Origin of the sequence: Streptomyces sp. NPDC046716, assembly GCF_040645755.1 — a bacterium.
Taxonomy (GTDB): Bacteria; Actinomycetota; Actinomycetes; order Streptomycetales; family Streptomycetaceae; genus Streptomyces.
In genome coordinates this window covers 23,010-45,147 of record NZ_JBEYYU010000014.1, presented here as the reverse complement: position 1 = coordinate 45,147, position 22,138 = coordinate 23,010, and the positions used below count along the sequence as shown (strand labels likewise).

The 22,138-nt window shown below is 70.3% G+C and carries 24 protein-coding genes and 1 pseudogene; 6 read left to right on the top strand and 19 right to left on the bottom strand.

Going from position 1 to position 22,138, the window contains the following annotated elements; all coding sequences use genetic code 11:
* The first annotated feature begins 47 nt into the window (after positions 1-47).
* Both ABZ930_RS13385 and ABZ930_RS13380 read left to right on the top strand, forming a co-directional pair.
* Complete coding sequence (locus ABZ930_RS13385; protein ID WP_361546199.1) at positions 48-1,196, top strand: adenosine deaminase; 1,149 nt, start codon at positions 48-50, stop codon at positions 1,194-1,196.
* Between the two features lie 141 nt (positions 1,197-1,337).
* The gene (locus ABZ930_RS13380; RefSeq protein WP_361546196.1) at positions 1,338-1,688 is read left to right on the top strand and encodes an ATP-binding protein; all 351 of its coding nucleotides are present in this window, start codon (positions 1,338-1,340) and stop codon (positions 1,686-1,688) included.
* A gap of 71 nt (positions 1,689-1,759) precedes the next feature.
* Here the strand turns inward: ABZ930_RS13380 and ABZ930_RS13375 are convergent, their stop codons facing one another.
* The 5 genes from ABZ930_RS13375 to afsQ1 all read right to left on the bottom strand — a co-directional run bounded on the left by ABZ930_RS13375 (position 1,760) and on the right by afsQ1 (position 5,725).
* Positions 1,760-1,960: a PspC domain-containing protein gene (locus tag ABZ930_RS13375; RefSeq protein WP_353944387.1), complete on the bottom strand. Its 201-nt coding sequence runs from the start codon at positions 1,958-1,960 to the stop codon at positions 1,760-1,762.
* Between the two features lie 79 nt (positions 1,961-2,039).
* The gene (locus tag ABZ930_RS13370) at positions 2,040-2,582 is read right to left on the bottom strand and encodes a VanZ family protein (RefSeq protein ID WP_361546192.1); all 543 of its coding nucleotides are present in this window, start codon (positions 2,580-2,582) and stop codon (positions 2,040-2,042) included.
* 235 nt (positions 2,583-2,817) lie between these two features.
* Entirely contained in the window at positions 2,818-3,432 is a 615-nt protein-coding gene (locus tag ABZ930_RS13365; protein WP_361546189.1) for a hypothetical protein, read from the bottom strand.
* Complete coding sequence (locus ABZ930_RS13360) at positions 3,429-5,051, bottom strand: HAMP domain-containing sensor histidine kinase (protein ID WP_361546186.1); 1,623 nt, start codon at positions 5,049-5,051, stop codon at positions 3,429-3,431. Before ABZ930_RS13360 ends, ABZ930_RS13365 begins: the two co-directional genes overlap by 4 nt.
* Positions 5,048-5,725 (bottom strand): two-component system response regulator AfsQ1, encoded by a 678-nt coding sequence (gene afsQ1, locus ABZ930_RS13355; RefSeq protein WP_111664201.1) that lies wholly within the window; start codon positions 5,723-5,725, stop codon positions 5,048-5,050. Before afsQ1 ends, ABZ930_RS13360 begins: the two co-directional genes overlap by 4 nt.
* 216 nt (positions 5,726-5,941) lie before the next feature.
* Here afsQ1 and ABZ930_RS13350 point away from each other — a divergent pair, with 216 nt between their 5' ends.
* Complete coding sequence (locus ABZ930_RS13350; RefSeq protein ID WP_361546183.1) at positions 5,942-6,703, top strand: SigE family RNA polymerase sigma factor; 762 nt, start codon at positions 5,942-5,944, stop codon at positions 6,701-6,703.
* A gap of 252 nt (positions 6,704-6,955) precedes the next feature.
* Here ABZ930_RS13350 and ABZ930_RS13345 read toward each other — a convergent pair whose 3' ends face one another.
* Complete coding sequence (locus tag ABZ930_RS13345) at positions 6,956-8,404, bottom strand: hypothetical protein (RefSeq protein ID WP_361546180.1); 1,449 nt, start codon at positions 8,402-8,404, stop codon at positions 6,956-6,958.
* A gap of 289 nt (positions 8,405-8,693) precedes the next feature.
* Between ABZ930_RS13345 and ABZ930_RS13340 the strand changes: the two genes are divergently transcribed.
* Positions 8,694-10,523, top strand: coding sequence for an endonuclease/exonuclease/phosphatase family protein (locus tag ABZ930_RS13340; protein WP_361546177.1), 1,830 nt, complete (start codon positions 8,694-8,696; stop codon positions 10,521-10,523).
* 16 nt (positions 10,524-10,539) lie between these two features.
* On the opposite strand, the gene ABZ930_RS13335 is transcribed toward ABZ930_RS13340, so the two are convergent.
* The 5 genes from ABZ930_RS13335 to ABZ930_RS13315 all read right to left on the bottom strand — a co-directional run bounded on the left by ABZ930_RS13335 (position 10,540) and on the right by ABZ930_RS13315 (position 13,433).
* The gene (locus tag ABZ930_RS13335; RefSeq protein WP_361546174.1) at positions 10,540-11,313 is read right to left on the bottom strand and encodes an SRPBCC domain-containing protein; all 774 of its coding nucleotides are present in this window, start codon (positions 11,311-11,313) and stop codon (positions 10,540-10,542) included.
* Positions 11,306-11,947, bottom strand: a complete 642-nt coding sequence (locus ABZ930_RS13330; RefSeq protein WP_361546171.1) for a winged helix-turn-helix domain-containing protein — start codon at positions 11,945-11,947, stop codon at positions 11,306-11,308. The genes ABZ930_RS13335 and ABZ930_RS13330 overlap by 8 nt, the downstream gene beginning before the upstream one ends.
* Before the next feature lie 75 nt (positions 11,948-12,022).
* Positions 12,023-12,703: a hypothetical protein gene (locus tag ABZ930_RS13325; protein WP_361546168.1), complete on the bottom strand. Its 681-nt coding sequence runs from the start codon at positions 12,701-12,703 to the stop codon at positions 12,023-12,025.
* Positions 12,700-12,852, bottom strand: coding sequence for a hypothetical protein (locus ABZ930_RS13320; RefSeq protein WP_361546165.1), 153 nt, complete (start codon positions 12,850-12,852; stop codon positions 12,700-12,702). The genes ABZ930_RS13325 and ABZ930_RS13320 overlap by 4 nt, the downstream gene beginning before the upstream one ends.
* 320 nt (positions 12,853-13,172) lie before the next feature.
* Positions 13,173-13,433 carry a hypothetical protein gene (locus ABZ930_RS13315; protein ID WP_361546162.1) on the bottom strand — a complete coding sequence of 87 codons (261 nt, stop codon included), beginning with the start codon at positions 13,431-13,433 and terminating at the stop codon, positions 13,173-13,175.
* Between the two features lie 231 nt (positions 13,434-13,664).
* Between ABZ930_RS13315 and dapA the strand changes: the two genes are divergently transcribed.
* Positions 13,665-14,624, top strand: coding sequence for a 4-hydroxy-tetrahydrodipicolinate synthase (dapA, locus tag ABZ930_RS13310; protein ID WP_361546159.1), 960 nt, complete (start codon positions 13,665-13,667; stop codon positions 14,622-14,624).
* On the opposite strand, the gene ABZ930_RS13305 is transcribed toward dapA, so the two are convergent.
* From ABZ930_RS13305 to ABZ930_RS13290, 4 genes and pseudogenes are all read right to left on the bottom strand, one after another.
* Positions 14,566-15,807 (bottom strand): WD40 repeat domain-containing protein, encoded by a 1,242-nt coding sequence (locus ABZ930_RS13305; RefSeq protein WP_361546156.1) that lies wholly within the window; start codon positions 15,805-15,807, stop codon positions 14,566-14,568. The genes dapA and ABZ930_RS13305 overlap by 59 nt on opposite strands.
* Positions 15,804-16,370 (bottom strand): SigE family RNA polymerase sigma factor, encoded by a 567-nt coding sequence (locus tag ABZ930_RS13300; protein ID WP_361546153.1) that lies wholly within the window; start codon positions 16,368-16,370, stop codon positions 15,804-15,806. Before ABZ930_RS13300 ends, ABZ930_RS13305 begins: the two co-directional genes overlap by 4 nt.
* Positions 16,371-16,570: 200 nt before the next feature.
* Positions 16,571-16,861 (bottom strand): annotated as a pseudogene (locus tag ABZ930_RS13295) (tyrosine-type recombinase/integrase); the annotation flags it as partial.
* Positions 16,862-16,990: 129 nt separating this feature from the next.
* Positions 16,991-17,353 (bottom strand): hypothetical protein, encoded by a 363-nt coding sequence (locus ABZ930_RS13290; RefSeq protein ID WP_361546150.1) that lies wholly within the window; start codon positions 17,351-17,353, stop codon positions 16,991-16,993.
* Between the two features lie 388 nt (positions 17,354-17,741).
* Here ABZ930_RS13290 and ABZ930_RS13285 point away from each other — a divergent pair, with 388 nt between their 5' ends.
* A complete protein-coding gene (locus ABZ930_RS13285) occupies positions 17,742-18,449 on the top strand; it encodes a hypothetical protein (protein WP_361546147.1) in 708 nt (235 codons plus the stop codon).
* Between the two features lie 169 nt (positions 18,450-18,618).
* Here the strand turns inward: ABZ930_RS13285 and ABZ930_RS13280 are convergent, their stop codons facing one another.
* The 4 genes from ABZ930_RS13280 to ABZ930_RS13265 form a co-directional block, all read right to left on the bottom strand.
* Entirely contained in the window at positions 18,619-19,254 is a 636-nt protein-coding gene (locus ABZ930_RS13280) for a helix-turn-helix transcriptional regulator (protein WP_361546144.1), read from the bottom strand.
* Positions 19,255-19,401: 147 nt separating this feature from the next.
* Complete coding sequence (gene dapD, locus ABZ930_RS13275; protein WP_361546141.1) at positions 19,402-20,394, bottom strand: 2,3,4,5-tetrahydropyridine-2,6-dicarboxylate N-succinyltransferase; 993 nt, start codon at positions 20,392-20,394, stop codon at positions 19,402-19,404.
* 106 nt (positions 20,395-20,500) lie between these two features.
* On the bottom strand, positions 20,501-21,478 hold the full coding sequence (locus ABZ930_RS13270; RefSeq protein ID WP_361546138.1) for a CU044_5270 family protein: 978 nt from the start codon (positions 21,476-21,478) through the stop codon (positions 20,501-20,503).
* On the bottom strand, positions 21,475-22,077 hold the full coding sequence (locus ABZ930_RS13265; RefSeq protein WP_361546135.1) for a sigma-70 family RNA polymerase sigma factor: 603 nt from the start codon (positions 22,075-22,077) through the stop codon (positions 21,475-21,477). Before ABZ930_RS13265 ends, ABZ930_RS13270 begins: the two co-directional genes overlap by 4 nt.
* Between the last annotated feature and the right edge of the window lie 61 nt (positions 22,078-22,138).

The window sequence follows — 22,138 nt, the reverse complement described above, 5'->3', positions numbered from 1 at the left end:
GTGATTGATCCAGCGCGATCTACGCGCGTAGGAGTTAGAGTGCCGAAATGACGAGCCAGACACAGAACGTGCCCACCGCGGAACAGATCCGCCGCGCCCCCAAGGTGCTCCTCCACGACCACCTCGACGGGGGCCTGCGCCCCGGCACCGTCGTCGACCTGGCGCGCGAGCAGGGGTACGAGGGTCTGCCGGAGACCGACGCGGACAAGCTCGGCACGTGGTTCCGCGAGGCGGCCGACTCCGGCTCCCTGGAGCGGTACCTGGAGACGTTCGCCCACACCTGCGCCGTCATGCAGACCAAGGAGGCGCTGTTCCGGGTCGCCGCCGAGTGCGCCGAGGACCTCGCCGAGGACGGCGTCGTCTACGCCGAGGTCCGGTACGCGCCCGAGCAGCACCTGGAGAAGGGCCTCACCCTCGAAGAGGTCGTCGAGGCGGTCAACGAGGGCTTCCGCGAGGGCGAGCGCCGCGCGAAGGAGAACGGCCACCGCATCCGCGTGGGGGCCCTGCTCACCGCGATGCGGCACGCGGCCCGCGCCCTGGAGATCGCCGAACTCGCCAACCGCTACCGGGACCTGGGTGTTGTCGGCTTCGACATCGCGGGCGCCGAGGCCGGCTTCCCTCCCACCCGCCACCTCGACGCGTTCGAGTACCTCAAGCGCGAGAACAACCACTTCACGATCCACGCCGGCGAGGCCTTCGGACTGCCCTCGATCTGGCAGGCGCTCCAGTGGTGCGGCGCGGACCGCCTCGGCCACGGGGTGCGCATCATCGACGACATCAAGGTCGCCGAGGACGGCTCGGTCCAGCTCGGCCGCCTCGCGAGCTACGTGCGCGACAAGCGGATCCCCCTGGAGCTCTGCCCGACGTCCAACCTCCAGACGGGCGCGGCCGCTTCGTACGCCGGCCACCCCATCGGCCTGCTGCGCAAACTGCACTTCAGGGCCACGGTGAACACGGACAACCGCCTGATGTCCGGTACGTCGATGAGCCGCGAGTTCGAGCACCTGACCGAGGCGTTCGGGTACACGCTCGACGACATGCAGTGGTTTTCCGTCAATGCGATGAAGTCAGCATTCATTCCTTTCGACGAACGACTCGCGATGATCAATGACGTGATCAAGCCCGGATACGCCGAGTTGAAATCCGAGTGGCTGTTCCGTCAGACCGCCTCCACCAGCGGTTCTGTCGCCGAATAACGGATTCTGACCAGCTGGGAAGCGGCCGCGCATTCCGACGCGCGGCCGCTTTCCGGTGTTTGCGGACGCCTCCTTGGCGTGTTTACGGTCGTGGACCGCTCAAGCCCCGTCTACGACATACGTCATGAGGACGCATTCACGATGAAGCAGTCTGCTGTGAAGACCCTCGGTGTCGCCGCTCTCGGTGCCGCCTTCGCCGCCGCCGGTGCGGGTGCCGCGAACGCCGCCCCGGGTGTTCCCGACGCCACCGCGACGCTCGACTCCGTGACTCAGAACCTCCCCACTGAGTCCCTCACGAAGACGCTGCCCGGCGCCCCCGAGTCCCTCGCCGCGGGGCACAACGCCCTGGGCACCGTCGCCACCGCCGCGCCCACCATCGAGAAGGCCGCCCCGGCGCTTCTCCCCACCGACGGTGCCGACCCGGTCTCGGGTCTGCTCGGCGGCCTCCCGGTCGGCGGCCTCGCCGGCGGTCTGCCGGGTCTGGGCGGCTGATCGCCTCCCCGTCACAACGCCACAGGGGCGCCCCGCGATCTCGCGGGTGCGCCCCTGTGGCGTGGCTGCGCTCACCAGGCCTGGCGGGCCTTGTTCTCGGAGGGGAACAGGATCCACAGCGCGATGTAGAGCAGGAACTGCGGCCCGGGCAGCAGGCACGAGACCAGGAAGATCACGCGCATCGTCGTCGCGGAGGTGCCGAAGCGCCGTGCCAGCGCTGCGCACACTCCGCCGATCATCCGTCCTTCGGTGGGGCGGGCAAGGGCGGTCATGAGGGGCTCCTTCGCGAACCGTGGGTGTCTGGTACCGATGCCATCGACACTACGGTCACGAAGCGGTCAAAACGTCAGCTCACGGGGCGATGCCGACCCTGGTAATCGTCGGGGTACGACCCTGAGCCGGCTCCTCCACAGGGAGGGGCAGCCCCTCGGACCTGTGGCGGATCCTGGCCCGGAAGGCCGGCACCACGGCGAGATGGGCCACGGCCACGCCCACGGTGTTCAGCAGCACCGAGTCGATGTCCACGACCTGGCCGGGCACCCCGGTCTGCAGCAGTTCGATGCCGAGCGAGACCAGCGCGCCCGCCGCGACCGTACGCACCAGCGAACCCCACACCGACACGTACGGCCGTCCGCCCGCGAGCGGCAGCAGGACGCCGAGCGGCGCGAGCAGGAGGAGACCCTCGCCGATGCGCTTGGCCCCCTCGCGCCAGCCCAGCGCCAGATCGGCCCGGATGCCGGCCAGCGGATGCAGGTTCGCCGCGCTGACCCACGGCACGTCCAGAGGGCGCAGCGTGATCCAGGCGACGAGGAAGAGATGCGCGGCGAGGAGAGCGAAGCCTGCCGTACGGAAGCGGACGGCGGCCGTGTGGCCGCCTGAGCGATGGCGCTGCACGCTCCCCAAGACGCCGGGTGCGGGACGAACGGTTCCGGGTGGGTTGAGGTGGGCGGCGATGACGTGGGTCACGCCCGGTCGTTCGGGTGCGGGCCGGTGGCCGCTTCTCGCGCAGTTCCCCGCGCCCCTGAGGCATGCGCTCCGCGCAGCCTCCCCTGGACGAGCGAAGCTCGTTTCAGGGGCGCGGGGAACTGCGCGACCAGCCCCCACCGGCCCGCAGCCGAAACGACTGCCGCTACCCGACCGTCCGGGCAGGCGCCGGGATCGTGCCGGGCCGGGCCTTCACGGCGTCGGTGCACTCGTAGTCGCGCAGCGGATCGTCCGCGGGCCCGCCGAGCACCACGTGATCCCCGTCCTCCGTCGTCATCTTGCTGTTCGCGAACGTACAGACGATCTGGGCGAGGGCGTACGGAGAGAGATCGTCCGGCGGGGTGCTCAGCCGCAGCGCGTCGGACGGATCGCCGACGGCGGGGCCCGAGACCTTCAGACGTGTGCCCACGTCCGTCGAGAAGCCGGCCTGGGCCTCGTCCGATGACGGCCGCCGGGACAGCTCGGCCAGCAACTGCTGGGCGACGACGGCGCGCTCGGAGGACTGGCCGCGCTTCAGCGTGACCGTACGGTCCACCGTCACGAGCTGCGACGTGCACACGAGATAGACCTGCACGGCGAACTCGCCGCCCGCGGGCGGCGCCGACGGCGCCTCGGTCCCGCTCGCACGCGGCAGGGCGCAGCCCACGCGCGTGGGCGCGGCGCCGAACTCGGTGGGGACCTCGGTCGGCCGGATCCCGCATCCGGCGAGCAGCATCGCCGAAAGCCCCAGCAGGGCCGACAGCCTGGTGCGCGGCCTCATGTGACGGCACCGCCTTCCTGGGAGCCGCCGGTCCGGCCGGGGGCGTCGGGGCCGTCGTCGGCGTCGTCCGTGTCGTCCGGGTCGTCGTCGTGCGTGTCGCGCGGCAGCCGCAGCGTGAACACCGCCCCGGCGTCCGGGGAGTTCGCGGCGGTGATCTCCCCGCCGTGGATGTGCGCGTTCTCCAGGGCGATGGACAGCCCGAGCCCGCTGCCCTCCGAACGCGGCCGCGAGGCACTGGCCTTGTAGAACCGGTCGAAGACGTGCGGCAGCACGTCCTCGGGGATGCCGGGCCCGTGGTCGGTCACGTCGATGAGGAGATCACCGCCCTCCTGGCCGTCGATCCGCACCGAGACCCGCACCGGGGAACCGCCGTGCTTGAGCGCGTTGCCGATCAGATTGGCGAGGATCACGTCGAGGCGGCGCGGGTCGACACGGGCCATGATGCCGCGCTCCGCGTCGAGTTCGACGGCGTCCAGCCAGGCGCGGGCGTCGATGCAGGCGGTGATCTGGTCGGCGATGTCGACGTCGTCGAGGACGAGCCGGGCGGTGCCCGCGTCGAAGCGGGTGACCTCCATCAGGTTCTCCACGAGGTCGCCGAGCCGCCGGGTCTCGCTCACCACGAGCCGCACCGCGGGCTCGATCATGGGATCCACCGAGCCGGTCTCGGCGTCCAGCTCCTCCTCCAGCACCTCGGTCACCGCGGTGATCGCGGTCAGCGGGGTCCGCAGCTCGTGCGACATGTCGGCGACGAACCGGCGCGAGGACTCGTCCCGGGCGCGCATGTCGGCGACCTGCTTCTCCAGGTTCTCCGCCGTCTTGTTGAACGTCCGTGACAGCTCGGCCAGTTCATCGGTGCCGGAGACCCGCAGCCGGGTGTCCAGCTTGCCCTCGCCGAGCCGGCGGGCCGCGATACCCAGCCGGTGCACGGGCTTGAGTACGGTCGTCGCCGCGGCCTGCGCGAGCAGCGCCGAGCCGATCAGCGCGAGCCCGGTGGCGATCCCGAGCGACCAGGCCAGGGAGCTGAGGTCCTTCGCCTCGGGCTCGAGCGACTTCAGCATGTAACCGGTCGGCCCGCCGGCCACCTTCGCCCCGCCCACCAGGAACGGATCGCTGTCCTGCGTGGTGCGCTGCCAGTACAGGTGGTACGCGTGCTTGTTGCCGGACGTGACCTCCTGCTCGCGGTTGACCGCGTCCTGGAGGGAGTCCGGTACGTCGGCCAGCGTGAAGGCGTCGAGATCCGAGTTGCCGACCACCTGCCGGCCGTTCTCGTCCGTGCCGATGAGCAGCACGCTGAAGTGCTGGCTGCTGTCGGCCATCAGATTCGCCGCGTGCTGCAGCTCGCCCTGCGTGGGGTGCTCGGGCAGCACCGCCGCCCGGTTCTGCATCTCCTGCTGGAAGTCGCTCAGCGCCGCGTCCTGGGTGCGGGTGAGCACCGCCTCGCGGTTGAGCCAGTACGCGATGCCCGACGCGGAGACCGCGGCGGTCAGCGCCACCAGGGCGAACACGACCACGAGACGCAGCCGCAGACTGGTGAAGCGCAGCCCGGCGAGTATCGCCTTCTTGGCCGCGGCGAACGCACGGAGCCGGCCGTGCCCGTTCTCGTCGTGCGGCTGGGTCACTGAGGCGAGTCCAGCCGGTAGCCCACACCGCGCACGGTCCTGATCAGCGTCGGCGACGACGGCACGTCCTCCACCTTGGCGCGCAGGCGCTGCACACAGGCGTCGACGAGCCGCGAGTCACCGAGATAGTCGTGCTCCCACACCAGCCGCAGCAACTGCTGCCGGGACAGCGCCTGTCCGGGCCGCCGGCTCAGCTCGAGCAGCAACCGTAGTTCGGTGGGGGTGAGTTGCAGGTCCTCACCGTTCTTGGTGACCGTCATCGCGGACCGGTCGATCACCAGCGAGCCGAACGACGCCGCGTCATTGGCCTCGCGCTCGCCGCGGCGCAGCACCGCGCGGATCCGGGCGTCGAGCACCCGGCCCTGCACGGGTTTCACCACGTAGTCGTCGGCGCCGGACTCCAGACCCACCACGACGTCGATGTCATCGCTGCGCGCGGTGAGCAGGATGATCGGCAACTGGTCGGTGCGCCGGATGCGCCGGCACACCTCGAATCCGTCGATGCCCGGCAGCATCACATCGAGAACGATCAGATCCGGCCGCTGCTCGCGCAGCAGCTTCAGACCGTCCTCGCCGGTGGCAGCGGTGGCCACCCGATGACCCTGGCGGGTAAGGGAAAGCTCCAGGGCCGTACGGATGGCGTCGTCGTCCTCGATCAGCAACAGGGAAGGCACAAGCGCCATTCTGGCCCATGACTGGCCCTTAGTTCGACCGCTGGAGCGCTCCCACACCCGACCCGCACAGCCGGAGCCCCTGTGACAGGTCTGTGACAGTCGGCGGACACCGTCATGAAGTCGCCCGGGCAGGATTTTGGACATCGCAAGGAACCACCGCGATGAGGCAAGTGAAGGACCGCAGGAAGAACCGGACTCCACGACGGGGGGCGCGAGATGAACACGCTGCACAGCACCAGCTCAAGCGCAGTTGTCACGCGCCTGCACGACGTGACGGTCCGGACCGACCGGCATGAGAAGTCCGGTGCCGTGAGCGGGCGGGGGTGCGCTCGCGGCACCGGGCGTCAGCACACGTCGTACATGACGGTGCTCGACGGGTACGAGGCGGTGGCCGACGGGGGTCACGGGGGAGCCGCGTACAGGGAGGAATCGGGGGATCAGCGTCGCACGTCCTTGTCGGAGGCCGAGTTCACGGCCTACGTCCAGGAGCGCCGCGCCTCCCTGTACGCAACCGCCTACCACCTGACCGGTGACCGTTTCGAGGCCGAGGACCTGCTCCAGAGCGCCCTCTTCTCGACGTACCGGGCCTGGGACCGGATCAGCGACAAGGCGGCGGTCGGGGGCTACCTCCGCCGCACCATGACGAACCTGCACATCAGCGCGTGGCGCCGCCGCAAGCTGAACGAGTACCCGACCGAGGAGCTGCCGGAGACGGCCGGCGACACGGACGCGATGCGCGGCACCGAGCTGCGCGCGGTGCTCTGGCAGGCGCTGGCCCGGCTTCCCGAACTGCAGCGCACGATGCTCGTGCTGCGCTACTACGAGGGCCGTACCGACCCGGAGATCGCCGAGATCCTCGGCATCAGCGTCGGCACCGTGAAGTCCAGCATCTGGCGGTCGCTGCGGCGGCTGCGCGAGGACGAGGTGCTCAGTTTCGGCCGTGACCAGGAAGAGTCCTTCGGCGAGCTTGTCGCCTGAGGCCGGGGGAGGGGAACGGGGGTCTCGTTCGGGGGAGCGGGACGTCACGGGGGTGGCAGCGGGACCGGAGGGCCGGGGGGTCTTCCCGGTCCCGCTCCTTTTTCGGGCCCGTTGTCGGGTGCGGGTGCGTCGTGGCTGGTCGCGCAGTTCCCCGCGCCCCTGAAACGAGCTCCGCTCGCTCAGGGGCGCGGGGAACTGCGCGAGAAGCGGCCACCGGCCCGCGCACGCCCTCTCACCGGCACCCGGCAGACGCTACTGCGCAGCCGAACGCGCCTTGAACGCCGCCTTGCGGGCCTCCTTGGCGACCTTCTTGTCGGGGTGGAGGCGCCCCATGGCCTCCAGCACATCCGGCGTCGCGGGATGCTCCACCCGCCACGCAGCGGCGAAGAACCCGCTGTGCTGCGCGGCAAGCCCCTCCACCAGCGCCTGCAGCTCGTCCGAGTTGCCCTCGAGGGAGAGCTGCGCCGCGATGGTGTCGACGGTGAGCCAGAAGACCAGGTCCTCCGAGGGCGCGGGCACATCGCCGAACCCGTGCTCGGCGAGCCAGACCCGGGCGAGCCCCCCGAGTTCGGGATCGTCGAGAACCTCCCGGAGCGCGGGCTCGGCCCCGGCGCCGACCAGCGACAGCGCCTGCTGACACCGCAGCCGCCGCAACGGCGCCCCCGCGTCGGCCCCGCGCGCCGCCCCCAGCAACTCCCGCGCCGCGCCCAGCGGTTCACGCCGCGCGAGCCACAGCTCGATCTCGGCCTGGGCGGCCGCCTGCGGGAACCCCGAGGTGCTGTCCAGGAGCACATCGGCCCCCTTGTCCGCGAGGTCGCCGACGGCCGGCGCGTCCACCCCGGCCTCCAGCATCCGCGCCCGGATCCCGTACAGCCCGAGCGGAGTGAGCCGCACCATGCCGTAGCGGGAGACGTCGGACTCGTCGACCGGCTCGGCGGCGGACCCGGCCGCCTCGTCGATGTCCGCCATCAGCGCCTCGTCGACCGGCTGGAACTCCACGAGCCCGACCGGGTCGAGCAGCCGGAACTGGTCGTCGAGCCGCATCATCGCGTCCGAAACCTGCTCCAGGATGTCGTCGGTGGGCTCCCCCATGTCGTCGGGGACGATCATCGACGCGGCGAGGGCGGGCAGCGGCACGGGCCCCTCGCCCGCGCCGCCCTCGGCGACGGTCAGCAGATACAGATTGGCGAGGACGCCGTCCAGGAACTCCGACTCCGCGTCGGGGTCCCAGTCGAGCTGCGAGAAGTCGATCTCGCCGCCCTCCTCCATGGCGTCGACCAGGTCGTCCAGGTCCGGCACGGAGGCGTCGGCGAGCACGCTGTCGAGCGCGCCGAGCCACAGGCCGAGGACGTCGGCGGGGCCGCCGGAGGTGAGCACGCCCAGCTCCTCGCCGACGGTGACGGTGCCCTCCTCCTCGTCGACGATCTCGACGAGCCCCGTGTCGACGGCGATCCGCCAGGCCTCGCTCGCGTACGCGGCGGCCTCGCCGTCGTCGGTACCGGCGCCGGAGAGTCCCAGTTCGGCAGCGGCGGCGGGCAGCTGCTCCTCGACGAGTTCGCCGCCCGCGCCGACCCGGGTGCCGGGTCCGGCCCAGCGCGCGAGCTGCACCGCGCGCGACAGCAGGGGGCTGGCGAGGGCGTCCCGCGCCAGCTCCGCTTCGGCGGGCAGCCGCACCGGCGGCAGGGGGGAGCTGTCTGACATCGGCTGGTTCTCCTCGGGCCGTACAAGAGTCATGCGTTGCGACGGTTCAGCGTAGACGGATTTGACCCTTTGCCGCCCAGTTCATGTACCCGTCAGGTTTCGCTCGCCTGTGGGACACCCGGAAAACCTTGACAACTCCCCTGCCCAGGAAAGAGATTGACGCGCGTAGATGCAGAACGGGACGGGCCCCGTCCCGCCCGGTCACGCTCCACCCTCGTCCCGGCGCTCGCCACACGCACGCCCCCGGAGGCATTCCTTGTCGAGCAGATCCGTATCGTCCGTATCGCCCGTGTACTCCGCGCGTACCCGTACGCGCCTGGCCGCGCTCGCCGTCGCCACCGCGAGCTGCGCGACCTACGCCGTCGTCGTGACGGCCCCCGCGCACGCCGCCTCGGTCGCCATCCACGACATCCAGGGCAGCACCCGCGTCTCCCCGCTCGCCGGCCAGACGGTCGCGGACGTCCCCGGCGTGGTGACCGGGGTGCGCACGTACGGCTCGTCCAAGGGCTTCTGGTTCCAGGACCCGAACCCGGACGCCGACCCGGCCACCAGCGAGGGCGTCTTCGTCTTCACCGGCTCCACGCCGACCGTGCAGGCGGGTGACGCGGTGACCGTCTCCGGCACGGTCACCGAGTACGTGCCGGGCGGCGCCTCCTCCGGCAACCAGTCGCTCACGGAGATCTCGAAGCCGACGGTGACGGTCGTCTCGTCCGGCAACCCGGTCCCGGTGACGACGATCAGCGCGAAGTCGGTCCCGGACGCCTACACCCCGGCGGGCGACAGCGCCGCGAACGGCTCGGTCAACGGGCTGACGCTCCGGCCGAAGAAGTACGCCCTCGACTACTACGAGTCCCTGGAGGGGCAGAACGTCCGGATCGGCTCGTCCCGGGTGGTGACCGCGTCGGACCCGTACACGGAGCTGTGGGTCACGGTGAAGCCGCACGAGAACGCGACGAAGCGCGGCGGCAGCCGCTACGGCTCGTACACCTCGCAGAACTCGGGCCGGCTCCAGATCCAGTCGCTCGGCGCGACCGCCGACTTCCCGGCCGCCGATGTCGGCGACGTCCTGTCCGGCACCACCGAGGGCCCGCTCGACTTCAACGCGTACGGCGGATACACGCTCGTGGCACGGGAGTTGGGAAGCCTGAAGCAGTCGGGCCTGACCCGTGAGACGACCCGCGCGCAGAAGTCGGGCGAGCTGGCCGTGGCGACGTACAACGTCGAGAACCTCGACCCGGGCGACGCCACCTTCGAGGAGCACGCCGCCGCCATCGTCGACAACCTGCGCTCCCCCGACATCGTGTCCCTGGAGGAGATCCAGGACAACAACGGCGCGAAGAACGACGGCACCGTCGCCGCCGACCAGACGATGGGCAAGCTGATCGACGCGATCGTCGCGGCGGGCGGCCCGCGCTACGCGTGGCGCTCCATCGACCCGGTGAACAACGCGGACGGCGGCGAGCCGGGCGGCAACATCCGCCAGGTGTTCCTGTTCAACCCGGAGCGGGTGTCCTTCACCGACCGCGCGGGCGGCGACGCGACGACGGCGGTCGGCGTGACCCGGGCCGGGAAGAACAAGGCGGCGCTCACCGCGTCCCCGGGCCGCGTCGCCCCGGCCGACGCCGCCTGGACGAACAGCCGCAAGCCGCTGGCCGGCGAGTTCACCTTCCGCGGCAGGACGGTCTTCGTCATCGCCAACCACTTCGCGTCGAAGGGCGGCGACCAGGGCCTGACCTCGCAGTACCAGCCGCCGGCGCGCAGCTCCGAGACGCAGCGCCACGCGCAGGCGACGGCCGTGAACTCCTTCGTGAAGGACATCCTCAAGGTCCAGAAGGACGCCGACGTGATCACGCTCGGCGACATCAACGACTTCGAGTTCTCCGACACGGCGAAGCTCCTGGAGCACGGCGGCGCGCTCTGGTCGGCGATCAAGTCGCTGCCGAGGAGCGAGCGCTACACGTACGACTACCAGGGCAACAGCCAGGTCCTGGACCAGATCCTGGTCAGCCCGTCGATCCGGTGGAAGGGCGCCTTCCAGTACGACAGCGTCCACATCAACAGCGAGTTCCACGACCAGATCAGCGACCACGACCCGCAGGTGCTGCGCCTGCGCCCGTGAACCGTGACGCGACGGCTCAGCCGTAGACGGCGTCGAGCCAGGCGCTCCAGTCGTCCGCGGTCCGTGCGGCGTCGGCGTCCGGCGCGAAGTCGTGGACGGTGAGGCCGACGGGGGCGCCCCAGCGGCCGCGGCCGAAGACACGGTAGAGCGCGGTGTCGGTGCGCAGGCCGATGAACCAGTCGTTGCGGTAGTCGAGAACGGTGTCCAGGGCCGCCCCGTCCGGGCCCTGGACCCGGACCCGCGCACCCGCGGCGGCGTTCTCCGGGAGGTTCAGCGCGCGGCCCAGGGCGGCGAGGGCCGACTCGTTCGCCGAGGCGGCCGGGGCGTCGAGGGTGGTGAAGGCGGCCGTGCGGCCCGCGAAGTGCGTGACGTACTGGCGCAGGGTGTGCAGGTAGAAGTCGGTGTGCTTGTCGGCGCCGTCGTAGTAGTCGTCCCAGTTGTCGACGAAGATGCCGCTGTGCACATAGCGGACCCAGGAGCGGGCGCCGCCGTCCCGGGGCTCGATCGTGTAGTCGAGCTGGTTGCTCGTCTGGAACGGGGGCAGCGCGTCCGGGTCGTCGGAGCGGACGGTGAGCCGGTGCGGTGGGTCCCACACGGTCAGTACGGAGTGGAAGGGGCCCGCGCCGCCCTGCTTCGGCTCGAACTCCATCGGCCACTGCCAGCCGCCGGTGTTCCGGGTGACGGCGTCCCAGACCTGCTCGGGCGAGGCGCCCACCTCGAACTCGCGGGGGATCTCGAACTCTTTCCCGTTCTTCTGCGCGTTCTCAGGGTGTCGCTTCTCGTCACTCATGGCCTGTCACTCCGTCGGTTTCCTGGTCGCTGATGGGCAGTCGGGGTTCCTCGTCACGGACCTTCGGGTGCAGGGCGATCACCAGCCGGTGGTCGCGCCCGTCGACGGCGTCGGCCGCGTGGTACCTGCGGACCAGCCCCTCGACGCCCTGGGTCAGCTCCGTCACGAACGCCGCCCGGTCGGCGGCGGACGCGAAGCGCACCTCGGCGTCGAGCCCGAACGTCGCCAGCCGCTTGCGGGCCTTCGCGGCGCCGGTGAGCAGCGCGCCCATGTCCCGCAGCAGGCGGGCGGCGAGCGCGATCAGCCAGTGCGCGGAGAGCCGGTCGCGGTCCCGGTCCGGGTCGGGCTGCACCGCGCCGAGCGCTCCGGGCGAGATCACGTACGCGGCGGCGCTCGCCCGCATCAGCCGCTCGGTCACATTGCCCTTGCGCCGCTCGCCCGCCAGCTCGACCAGGCCGTGCTTCTCCAGCGTCTTCAGGTGATAGTTCACCTTCTGCCGCGGCAGGCCGACCTTGGGCGCCAGCATCGCCGCGGACGCGGGCCCCGCGGCGAGCTCGGCCAGCAGCCGGGCCCGTACGGGGTCGAGCGAGACCGCGGCGGCGGCCGGATCCTCGATGACGGTGACGTCGAACATGCCTTCACCGTCCCACCGAAAACATTTTTTGTCCAGGCGGGGAATCTGTTCGGTCCATCAGGACATGCGCGCCCCCTACTGCCGTGTCTCCGGGCCACCTCCGCCGCGCGTCTCGCCGAGCCGGCCCAGCTGCCCCTGGAACCAGTCGAGCCGGGCCTGCAGCAGGGCCGCCTCGGCGACCAGCTCCGGCATTCCGGGGAGGTCGCCGACGAGCTGCGTGCCGGGCGCGGCGAGCACCTTCAGCCCCTGCCCCGCGCGCTCGGCGAACGTCGCGAGGGTCCAGCGCGCCCGGCCGCCCACACAGCCGCCGCACGCCGCTTCGAGGGCCCGCTGACCGTCGCGCCCCCACCCGGCGTCCGCGAGCACCGAGGCCGCGGCGCCGCACGGACACGGCCCTACGGTCATGGTGCGCACCCGCTGCCGGGCATAGCGGAAACCCCGCTCGAACCGGATGTAGCGGCCGAGCACCAAGACCTCGAGGAGGACCGCCTTGCGATGCTCGGCGAGCACCAACAGCCCGTCGGCGACCGCGCGTTCGTGCACGCAGTGGAACCCGCAGTCGCAGCGCCGATGGGGGACGCGGTGCCGCCTCCCGTACACGCAGCGCGCCTGGTCGAGTACTCCGTAGGGTGCGGCCGCGCCGAGCGAGACGCCCAGGAAACCGGCGCGCCCACCGTCCGTGTGGAGCACGGGGTGGGCGATCTTGAATCCGGTGGGCGGCTCCCTCGGGCTCTCCTCGGGGAGCCGGAGTCTCATCGGACGGCCGGCACCTCGACGGGCTCCGGCGCACCGGCCTCGCCCGTCAACTGCTGCGTGTCCACGGTGACTTCACGGTCCGCGGCGACCTCGGCCTCCTGCGGCGCCTCCTCGGCGATCCCGGTGGCGAGTGCCTTGCCCAGCCTCATGCTGCCTCCCCTGAACGGCCTGCGAGCTACGCCTTCATGGTGGCGCATACGGGGCGATTTGGCAGCAGGGCCTCAGATCTCCTCGGCGAGCAGCGCGGCGAGCACGACGACGCGGCGGTCAGGGCCGGGCCACCCGCAGCCGGGGCCGCACCGCGACACCAGTAACGCGGCCCGTACTGCGCCGACTTGGCTCCGGCAGCGTCGGTGGCGCTGTCCAGGATGCGCGGGTCCGTTGTGGTGAAGCCCCCTCCGTCAGAAGGAAGAGCAGGTGTGCCTCGACGGCCGTACCGGCGTCGCAGGCGGGGCCGCCTGCGCATCTTTCACGGGCGACGGTCCCGCGCGCGAACGCCCCCGGCACTTCGATCATCCGGGAACCCTATGTCCGCCGCGCACAGCGCGTACTCGTCGGCCACGATCGCCTCGGCCACCACGACCGCCCGCTCGCCGGCGAGCCGCAGCCCGGCCTGCGAGTACGGCGGCGGTGCCGGATGCCTGCGCCGCCACCAGGCCGCACCGGCCGCGTAGATCCCACTCGCGCACATCAGCGCGGGCATGGTCAGGGCAAGGACCACGTCTCGCACCAGAACCCCTTTGTGAACCGCATGAACTACCTGAACTCAGGAAGACCTTCTGTGCAGTTCATCGGATTCCGGCCGACCCCACTGAAGAACCCTTTCGGGCCAAAACGCGGCGAGAACCGGCCAAGTCAACACGAAACACCGCATCACCCTTCTTCCACTTAAGCAATGCTCCACGACACCTCGTAGCAGATTTAAGTGGAGCTTCACCGTTCGGCGGCCGAAACTGCACCCATGAACACCAGCGACCCGCGAAGCCCCCGCAGCCCGTTCGGCCGCGCCCTGTGCGCCATGGTCACCCCCTTCACCGACGACGGCGCCCTGGACCTGACCGCCGCGCAGCAGCTCGCCGACCGGCTGGTGGCCGAGGGCTGCGAAGGTCTCGTGCTCTCCGGCACCACCGGCGAGTCCCCCACCACGACGGACGCCGAGAAGGCGGACCTGGTGCGGGCGGTGCGCGAGGCGGCCGACGGCCGCGCCACAGTCCTCGCGGGCGTCGGCACGTCCGACACCCGGCACACGATCACTCTGGCCCGCCAGGCCCAACAGGCAGGAGCGGACGGCCTGTTGGTGGTCACCCCGTACTACAGCAGGCCGCCGCAGGACGCCGTGGAGGCGCACTTCCGCGAACTGGCCGACGCCGTCGACGTACCCGTGATGCTGTACGACATCCCGGGCCGCACCGGCACCCGCATCGAGCCGGAGACCATGATCCGGCTCGCCGCCCATCCCCGGATCGTCGCCGTGAAGGACTGCGCGTACGACCTGCTCGGCACCCAGAAGGTCATGGCCGCCACCGACCTGGCGTACTACACGGGCTGCGACGAGTACGTGCTCGCGCTGTACGCGCTGGGCGGCGCCGGGTACGTCTCGACGGTCGCGAACGCCGTACCCCGCGCCTTCCGCGCGATCGTCGACGCGTACGACGCGGGGAACACCGCCGAGGCGGCCCGCCGCCAACGGCTGACCGTGCCGCTGACGCAGGCGACGATGAACGCGGGGCTGCCCGGCACCGTCACCGTGAAGGCCCTCCTGGCCGCACTCGGCCTGCCGGGCGGCGGCACGGTCCGGGCACCCCTGCGGCCCGCCGGCCACGAGGTGACCGACGGGCTGCTCGCGATCTACGCGGAGCTGGTCAGCGCGTCTGGAACTGGGGCGACCAACGCCCCGGGTAGTCGGCCGAGGCCTTCCTGAAGTCGCTCAGCGGGACGACCTTGTGCGAGCCCAGGGTGATCAGCAGCAGCTGGTTGTGGAACTCTCCCTTGCCGCTGCACTTCTTGGGGTCGCAGCCCCAGGCGATGATCCGCTTGCTGTCGGCCCAGGCGATCACCTGCTGGGCGGGCAGTTTCTCCGCGAGCCTGCCGGTCCTCGCGTCGTTCACCGCGACGGCGATCTTGTCGCCCTTGCCCGCGAAGTCCCCTCCGACGTGCCTGCCGTCGGGCGAGAGGCCCGCCTCGACGTACGGCAGCACGTACTTGGCCGCGGCGGGCGGGAGAACCTTGCGGCCTTGGAAGTCGTAGTAGGTGGATCCGGTGTCGGCCATCATGCTGGTCTCGAACACGTAGTTGCCGACCGGGCTGAACGCGAAGTCCTCACGCGCGTTGTGGTTCCACTCGTCCCCCACTTGCGGTTTGGCGACCCACTTCCCCTTTCCGCTGGCCACGTCGATGACGGAGAACCCGGTGCGCGACGGGTGGCCGGGGCCCGGCCTGGTCTTGCCGTCCTTGCCGTCGGTACTGCCTTCGGTGATCTCGAACTCCTTGTAGAGGTGGTCCGGATCCTTCTTGTACGTCGTCGCGAGGAGCTTGCTGCCGTCGGCCGAGTACTCGATCCCGGCGACCCCCTGTGTCACCGGGATCCAGCGCTCCACCTTGTTCGTGGCGAGGTCGAGCAGTCCGATCCGCCGGGCCGGCAGCTTCTGTTCGAGCACAGCGGCGGTGCGCAGGCCCGGGGCGACGGTCAGCACGGACCACTTGGTCGTCTTGCGGTACGTCCGCGTCGTCGGGTCGAGCACGCCGTAGATGCGGGTCAGCCGTCCGTCGCCGTTCTTGTAGTACTCGTCCTTGTACGTGGAGAACGAGGCCAGGGCCGTCCGGCCCGCCGCGATCGCGTCCTTCGGCGGCGACTGGTCCGGGTGCGCGACGACGTCGGCGGGACCGATCACATCCATCGGCCGGACGTCCTCGCCGCCGCCGATCCGCGGCACCGCGACGGCGGTGGCGACCACCGCGGTGACGGCCACCACGGTGGACACGGCGGTGCGGGTCCGCCGCTTGCGCCGGGTGGCGAACACCCGGTCGGCGAGGTCTGCGGGCGCGGGTCCGACGTCGGCCGCCTGTTCGCGCAGTGCCTCCTTGAGCAGTTCGTCGACGTTCACGGGCGCACCTCCACGGGCGCGTAGTCGCGGGACGGCGGCTGCTCGGCGCCGGCCGGGCCGAGTCCGGCCAGCTCGGGCGCGAGGCCGCGCAGTCGGGCCAGGGACCGGTGGGTGGTCGAACGCACGGTCCCCACCGAGACACCGAGGAGCCGGGCCACGTCCGCCTCGGGCAGATCCTCGAAGTAGCGCAGGACGAGAACGGTGCGCTGGCGGGCGGTGAGCCGCCCGAGCGCCTCGCGCACGACGACCCGCAGCTCGGCGGAGGACGTGCTCCCCTCACCACCGGCGCTGTCCGGCACCTCCCCGTAACTCACCTCGCGTCTCGGCCATTTCAGCCGCCACCGGCCGATCTGCTGCCGGTAGAGGACCTGGCGGACGTACGCCTCGGGGTCCTCGACGCGGTTCCACCTCCCCGCGACCTTGATCAGCGCGTTCTGCAGCAGATCCTCGCCCGCGTGCCGGTCGCCGCCGCTGAGCAGCACGGCGGTCTTCAGCAGCGCCGACGACCGGTTCGCCACGAACTCCCGAAAACTCTCCGCGCCCTGGTCATGCACGGCATCCATCGTCACCTTCGCTCTCCCCCACCACCGTTGTGGTGCTCCTGACCTTGGTGACGCCTGTGAACGCCCCCTGCTATGCCGGTCGTGCGGAAATTCTTCTCCGCGCACACGGGAGGCCCGCACCGAAGGGTTCCGGTGCGGGCCGCCCGTGGGACCTGCGGAGGTCAGTTGTGGCTGTTCTGATGGCGCAGCAGGTCAGGCACTCAATCCTCCCCCTGGGCCGTCTCCGGGCCGTCGTACGTTACGTCGTCCCCGCGGAAGACGCGATCTACGGCGGCCCGGGTCCGGGCTTCGCTGGACGGCATCAGGTGCGTGTACGTGCGGAGCGTGAAGGCCGGGTCGTGGTGACCCAGGTACTCGCTCAGGGCTTTGATGCTCTCGCCCGCGTCGAGGAGGACGGAGGCGTAGAAGTGCCGGAGCGCGTGCATGCCGTTCTCGCGGCCGGAGGGCACGCCAGCGGTGCGGAGAGCCGGTTGCCACACCTTCTCGTTGAAGCTAGCGCTGACACCAACGAGGCCGAACGGCGGCACACAGCAACGCGCCTGAGCGACCGTCGGGCCTGCCGAGAGTGCACTTGCGGCGAGCGTAGCTCGAACTCCTGAAGCGGGTGCCGGGGACCTACGTCATTCCTCGCGGTGCTCAGCGAATACCTGCTGCTGCTCGTCCCGCCAGTCCCAGGTAGGCGGTCGGGAAAAGGGCAGGCTTCGGGCAAGGCCGGAGAACTGGTCGGATGGTTCCTTGCTGGCTTTGTTCACCACGATCGCCGAGAGCATGGGCCCTCGTCCGTCCTCGTTGCGGTGGAGGCAGACATCCTTGAGCAGGTAGGTCATGACTCCGCGATGGGGCGGAATGGAATCGAAGCCTTGCGCCGCCAACTCAGCGCTCAGCTCCCCGTACGTGATGGTCTGACCCTGCTGGGCCCACTTCTGCAGGATTCCCACGGCCGCTTCGACCGCTGCCGGGTACTCCGGGTCCTTGATCCGCATAGTTCCTCCCCCATCGCATGGACGCTGCGCAGCCTGCGCAGCGTACCGGGCAGGCACCACTCCGTACCGCTGGAAGCGGACGATGAGGTCGTGCAGGCCCTGCATGGTCGTTAGCGGCTTGCGAGTTGGTGGCCGCGGCGCCCGCCGGCTCGTACTCTGAATCGATGCTCAGCCAGCCGTGGACTGTCCGTGGACTCGTCCCACGTGGTTTGCCACGTGCAGGACCTTGACCTGCCACGTCACACAGACGCCAAGCGGCCTCCGGAGCCGTGCACCTACGTTTGAACCGGCCGAGAGTTGATCAACATTCATCCGGTTCGCTTCACGCTACCGGGCTGATCAGGCACGGAAACCTTCGCATCACTGCATGTCAGGGGAGGTTGCTGCTATGTCTATCTTGACAATCACAGGGCCAATCGTCGGTGCCGCAATCGTGGCGATCATTACATACCTCACCTCGCGACCTCGAATGCGTGCGGAAGTTCTGAAGTTGGAGGCCGAATCGGAATATACAAGGGCCGAGACAACTAAGATTCTTTCCGAGTTCCAAGCGCGCCCCTCAGACGTTGCTGGCGATAACGCTTTACCCAGGGGCTGGTACGTAACGGGCGCACGGCCAGAAGACTACGAATTCGGCATCGATACGCAGATTTTTCATAGTGGTCGCACCAGTGCTTTCATTCAAGCGCGCCCAGGAGCACAGGAGTTTGCATCCGTCGCCCAGGTGTTCAAGGCAGACGCCTACAGGGGCAAGCGGATACGCCTGTCTGCGATGCTCAAGACCCGAGACGTCGCCAATTGGGCGGGGCTTTGGCTTCGCATTGATGATGCTCTGCACAACGTGATGGAGTTTGACAACACTTCCGACAATCGGAGCATTTCTGGTACCCAGGTCTGGAGTCAACGTGACATTGTCCTCGATGTGCCCGGCGAAGGCGCAACCATCCGGATCGGGTTCATTCTCACAGGTCTCGGACGCGTCTGGTGTGACGATGTTTCGGTCGAAGAAGTGGGCCCCGAAATACCGGTAACACGCAACACAGAAGACGTGCGAGCCCACCCGGAAAATCTGGACTTTGAAGGTGGAACCAACTGACGCCAAGTCGCGGAGCGGGATCGATGCCACCAAAGCCTGTGTCGAATGCGTGTCGATGTCAGCCCGGCGTGAGCCTTCTGAGCGCTCATGCCGCGAGCAGTGCGGCACGTAAGATCCCGCCACGGACGGCCCTTTGAAGGAGCTGCAGTCCAGAGCCGCTACGCCAACATCACGTTGAGACCGGCCCTCCCCCAGCAACGCTGAACCACCCAGGCCGTACCTCAACCAGCAAGGGTCTCAACAACTCCACAGCGGACCGGAGTTCCTGTTCAGTGAGGTCGAGTGGATCAGGCAGACTCTGCGCGTAGAACCGCAGCCGCCAGGCGTTGAAGACCAGTGTCCCGTCAGGCTCGAAGTCCACATCGATCTCAGAGCCGTCCTGGCTGGTGAAGAGGCAGCCTGCTCCATGAACGCTGTAGGCGTAGCTCCCGGCTTCCCCACGCCGACTGATCTGGTGCGTACGGACCAGGCCGAGCACGTCCGACAGCTGCTCAAGCAAGGGAAATGCCGTCCGCATGGCCTCGCCGGCCGAGCCCAGGGCACCGATATAGCCCATCACCACGTCACGTGCCGCTGTCGCGTGTGGCCGCTCAGCAGGAAGCCCAGCGATGACTCGCAGGTCGGCCGCTGGTATGTCGAGCGCCGGGCCGATGACGTGGACCAGGTCGACGGTCGGCTGAAGTCTGCCGACCAGGAGCTGGCGGATCGTTGATTCGGCAAGGCCTGACGCCCTACTGACTGCCCGCGGGGTCAGGCGTCGATTCTCCATGAGCCCCTGCAGGACCTCGCCGAACTGTGTCGTCATTCCTGCAGTACAGCAGAGCGCCCTCCCGGGCCGTCCTGGGGCCGTGGAAGGGCGCTCGTTGGCGACCAGCGCTGACAACTGGCGACGGCTGCGCCGCAGTTCAGAGCGATGATCCAGTAGACAGCCGCAGTTCACGGCCGCAGATGATCAGTTGTGGCTGTGCAGCACCTCGTTGAGACCGCCCCACACCGCGTTGTTCGGCCGGGCCTCGACCGTGCCGGTGACCGAGTTGCGGCGGAAGAGGATGTTCGAGGCGCCGGAGAGGTCGCGGGCCTTGACGATCTCGCCGTCGGGCATCGTGACGCGGGTGCCCGCGGTGACGTAGAGACCGGCCTCGACGACGCACTCGTCGCCCAGCGCGATGCCGACGCCCGCCTCGGCGCCGACGAGGCAGCGCTCGCCGATGACGATGCGGACGTTGCCGCCGCCGGACAGGGTGCCCATGGTGGAGGCGCCGCCGCCGATGTCGGAGCCGTCGCCGACGACGACGCCCGCGGAGATGCGGCCCTCGACCATCGACGTGCCGAGCGTGCCGGCGTTGAAGTTCACGAAGCCCTCGTGCATGACCGTGGTGCCCTCGGCGAGGTGCGCGCCGAGGCGGACGCGGTCGGCGTCGGCGATGCGCACGCCCTTGGGGGCGACGTAGTCGGTCATGCGCGGGAACTTGTCGATCGAGGTGACCTGGAGGTGCAGGCCCTCGGCGCGGGCGTTGAGCCGGACCTTCTCGACGTCGTCGACGGCGACCGGGCCGAGCGAGGTCCAGGCGACGTTGGCGAGGAAGCCGAACTGGCCCTCCAGGTTCAGGCCGTGCGGCTTGACCAGACGGTGGCTGAGCAGGTGCAGCCGCAGGTACACGTCGTGCGCGTCCAGCGGCTTGTCGTCGAGGGAGGCGATGACCGTGCGGACGGCCACGACCTCGACACCGCGGCGGGCGTCGGGGCCGATCGCCTTCGCGGCACCCTCGCCGAGCAGCTCGACGGCCTTCTCGGCGGAGAGCTTCTCGGTACCGGCCGGGCCGGGCTCGTCCGTCAGGGACGGCGCGGGGAACCAGGTGTCGAGAACGGTGCCGTCGGCGGTGACGGTGGCGAGGCCGGCGGCGACGGCGCCGGTGGAGCGGGGAGCAAGGGTCGTGTCGGTCATAGGCCCAACTTAATCGGCGGGCCCCTGTTCGAGCGAACCAGCGGGGGCGGCGTCTCAGGTGCCGGGCGCCGCCCCCGTCGTCACACGTCAGCCCGGTCGGGGCCGGTCACGGGCGGTCTCCCTTGCGGTCGACGACCGCCGTGTCCAGGAGCGCGTTCTGGAACATGACGTCCCCGGCCTTCCACGGCCGGTCGGGGGTGTCGTCGTCCGCCCAGGCGTAGGACTCCTTGTAGTCCTTGACGACCACCCACCGGTCTCCGAGGTACTGGTAGGTGCGCGGGTCGATCAGGATCTCGCGGCGGATCTCCTGCCCCTTCTCGTCGTTCCCGACCGCGATGGCGTCCCGGCCTGCGGCATCGTGGACGAGCCGCCGGGTGACCTCGGCGCCGGGCACCTCGGCCAGCGCCCGGTACAGCTTGGCGAGGGCCCTGGGCGGCATGGGCCGGGTCTCCAGCACGACGCTCATCGCGCGCATGTCGTGCTCGCCCTCGGACTCGGGGTTGTCCTTGCCCGAGGGGTAGTAGGCGCGGATCTTCTTGAGGACGGCGTCCGGGTCGTCCGGCAGCGTGTTGAGGAACTGGAGCCGCTCGCGGGGCGAGCGGTCGTCGCCCTCCTTGCCGTTCTCGAAGCGCGGGTCCGCGTACAGCGTCCAGGACTCCTGGGGTTTCTCCTTCGGCTCGGGTTGCCGGACCTTGCTCTTGGGCCAGCCTCCCGGGCTGCGGGAGAGCGTCTTCTTGTAGATCCACTGTCCGGCGCGCGGGGTGGCGGGCGGGTCGGCCTTCTCGATGGCGGTCGCCGCCCGGTCCATCACCTCGCCGACCGAGCCCCGCACCGTCCGAGTGTCCGCGGGCGCGGACCGGTCGCCGCCGTCCCCGCCGATGTTGGTGGCCAGTACGGCCACGGCGGTCAGCGCGGCGGCCGCCCCGACCGCGGCGAACCGCCAGTCGGCCCGCAGCCGGCGTGCCCGGCTCCTGCCCTTGGCGGCGGCGACGAGCCGGTCCCGCCCGGGGGCGAGCCGTCCCCGGTCGGGCGTCGGCGCCCCGGCCCGGAAGTCTCGTACGTCCTGCATGTCGTCCACATTCACGGCCGGACCACCTCCGCCATGTCACTCATGAACGCCGGGTCCGCTCCCAGCGCGGCCCGCACTTTCCTGCGCGCCCGGTTCAGCCGGGACCGTACGGTCCCGACGGGTATCCCGAGCGCCTCGGCGACGTCCTGGTACGTCAGATCGGCCCAGGCGACGAGCAGCAGCACGTGCCGGTCGGCGGCGGACAGCGCGGCGAGCGCGTCGGCGAGCGGAGCCTGGGCGGCGACCCGGTCCGCGGTGTCCTCGACCCAGCCGGCCGTGACCGGGTCCTGCCCGGTCCTGGCCAGCGCGCGCAGCCCGCGCACCTCCTTGCGCCGCTGCTTTCCGATGAGGTGCGCGGCGATCCCGTACAGCCACGGCCGGGCGGCGGCCCGCGTCGTGTCGTAGCGGGCGCGCACCCGGAACGCGGTGAGGAAGGTGTCGGCGGTGATGTCGTCCGCGGCCTGCTCGCCGAGGCGCCGGGCCGCGTACCGGTGGATGTCGGGCGCGTAGCGGTCGTAGAGCAGGGCGAACAGCTCGGGTTGTTCCAGCGATCTGGCGATGATCTGGCCGTCGTCGTCGCCGGGCCCGATGTCGGGCCACGGTGGTCCGCTCACGAATCCTCCGTCTGCGCGTGGGGGCCGGGCGGGCCCGGGAACACCCCCGTGCTCCCCCGGA

Bases quoted from the DNA above. Each gene is read 5' to 3' on its own strand.
- ABZ930_RS13385 (WP_361546199.1), top strand. From the start codon at position 48: ATGACGAGCCAGACACAGAACGTGCCCACCGCGGAACAGATCCGCCGC.
- ABZ930_RS13380 (WP_361546196.1), top strand. From the start codon at position 1,338: ATGAAGCAGTCTGCTGTGAAGACCCTCGGTGTCGCCGCTCTCGGTGCC.
- ABZ930_RS13375 (WP_353944387.1), bottom strand. From the start codon at position 1,960: ATGACCGCCCTTGCCCGCCCCACCGAAGGACGGATGATCGGCGGAGTG.
- ABZ930_RS13365 (WP_361546189.1), bottom strand. From the start codon at position 3,432: ATGAGGCCGCGCACCAGGCTGTCGGCCCTGCTGGGGCTTTCGGCGATG.
- ABZ930_RS13350 (WP_361546183.1), top strand. From the start codon at position 5,942: ATGAACACGCTGCACAGCACCAGCTCAAGCGCAGTTGTCACGCGCCTG.
- ABZ930_RS13345 (WP_361546180.1), bottom strand. From the start codon at position 8,404: ATGTCAGACAGCTCCCCCCTGCCGCCGGTGCGGCTGCCCGCCGAAGCG.
- ABZ930_RS13335 (WP_361546174.1), bottom strand. From the start codon at position 11,313: ATGAGTGACGAGAAGCGACACCCTGAGAACGCGCAGAAGAACGGGAAA.
- ABZ930_RS13330 (WP_361546171.1), bottom strand. From the start codon at position 11,947: ATGTTCGACGTCACCGTCATCGAGGATCCGGCCGCCGCCGCGGTCTCG.
- ABZ930_RS13325 (WP_361546168.1), bottom strand. From the start codon at position 12,703: ATGAGACTCCGGCTCCCCGAGGAGAGCCCGAGGGAGCCGCCCACCGGA.
- ABZ930_RS13320 (WP_361546165.1), bottom strand. From the start codon at position 12,852: ATGAGGCTGGGCAAGGCACTCGCCACCGGGATCGCCGAGGAGGCGCCG.
- dapA (WP_361546159.1), top strand. From the start codon at position 13,665: ATGAACACCAGCGACCCGCGAAGCCCCCGCAGCCCGTTCGGCCGCGCC.
- ABZ930_RS13300 (WP_361546153.1), bottom strand. From the start codon at position 16,370: ATGGATGCCGTGCATGACCAGGGCGCGGAGAGTTTTCGGGAGTTCGTG.
- ABZ930_RS13290 (WP_361546150.1), bottom strand. From the start codon at position 17,353: ATGCGGATCAAGGACCCGGAGTACCCGGCAGCGGTCGAAGCGGCCGTG.
- ABZ930_RS13285 (WP_361546147.1), top strand. From the start codon at position 17,742: ATGTCTATCTTGACAATCACAGGGCCAATCGTCGGTGCCGCAATCGTG.
- ABZ930_RS13280 (WP_361546144.1), bottom strand. From the start codon at position 19,254: ATGACGACACAGTTCGGCGAGGTCCTGCAGGGGCTCATGGAGAATCGA.
- dapD (WP_361546141.1), bottom strand. From the start codon at position 20,394: ATGACCGACACGACCCTTGCTCCCCGCTCCACCGGCGCCGTCGCCGCC.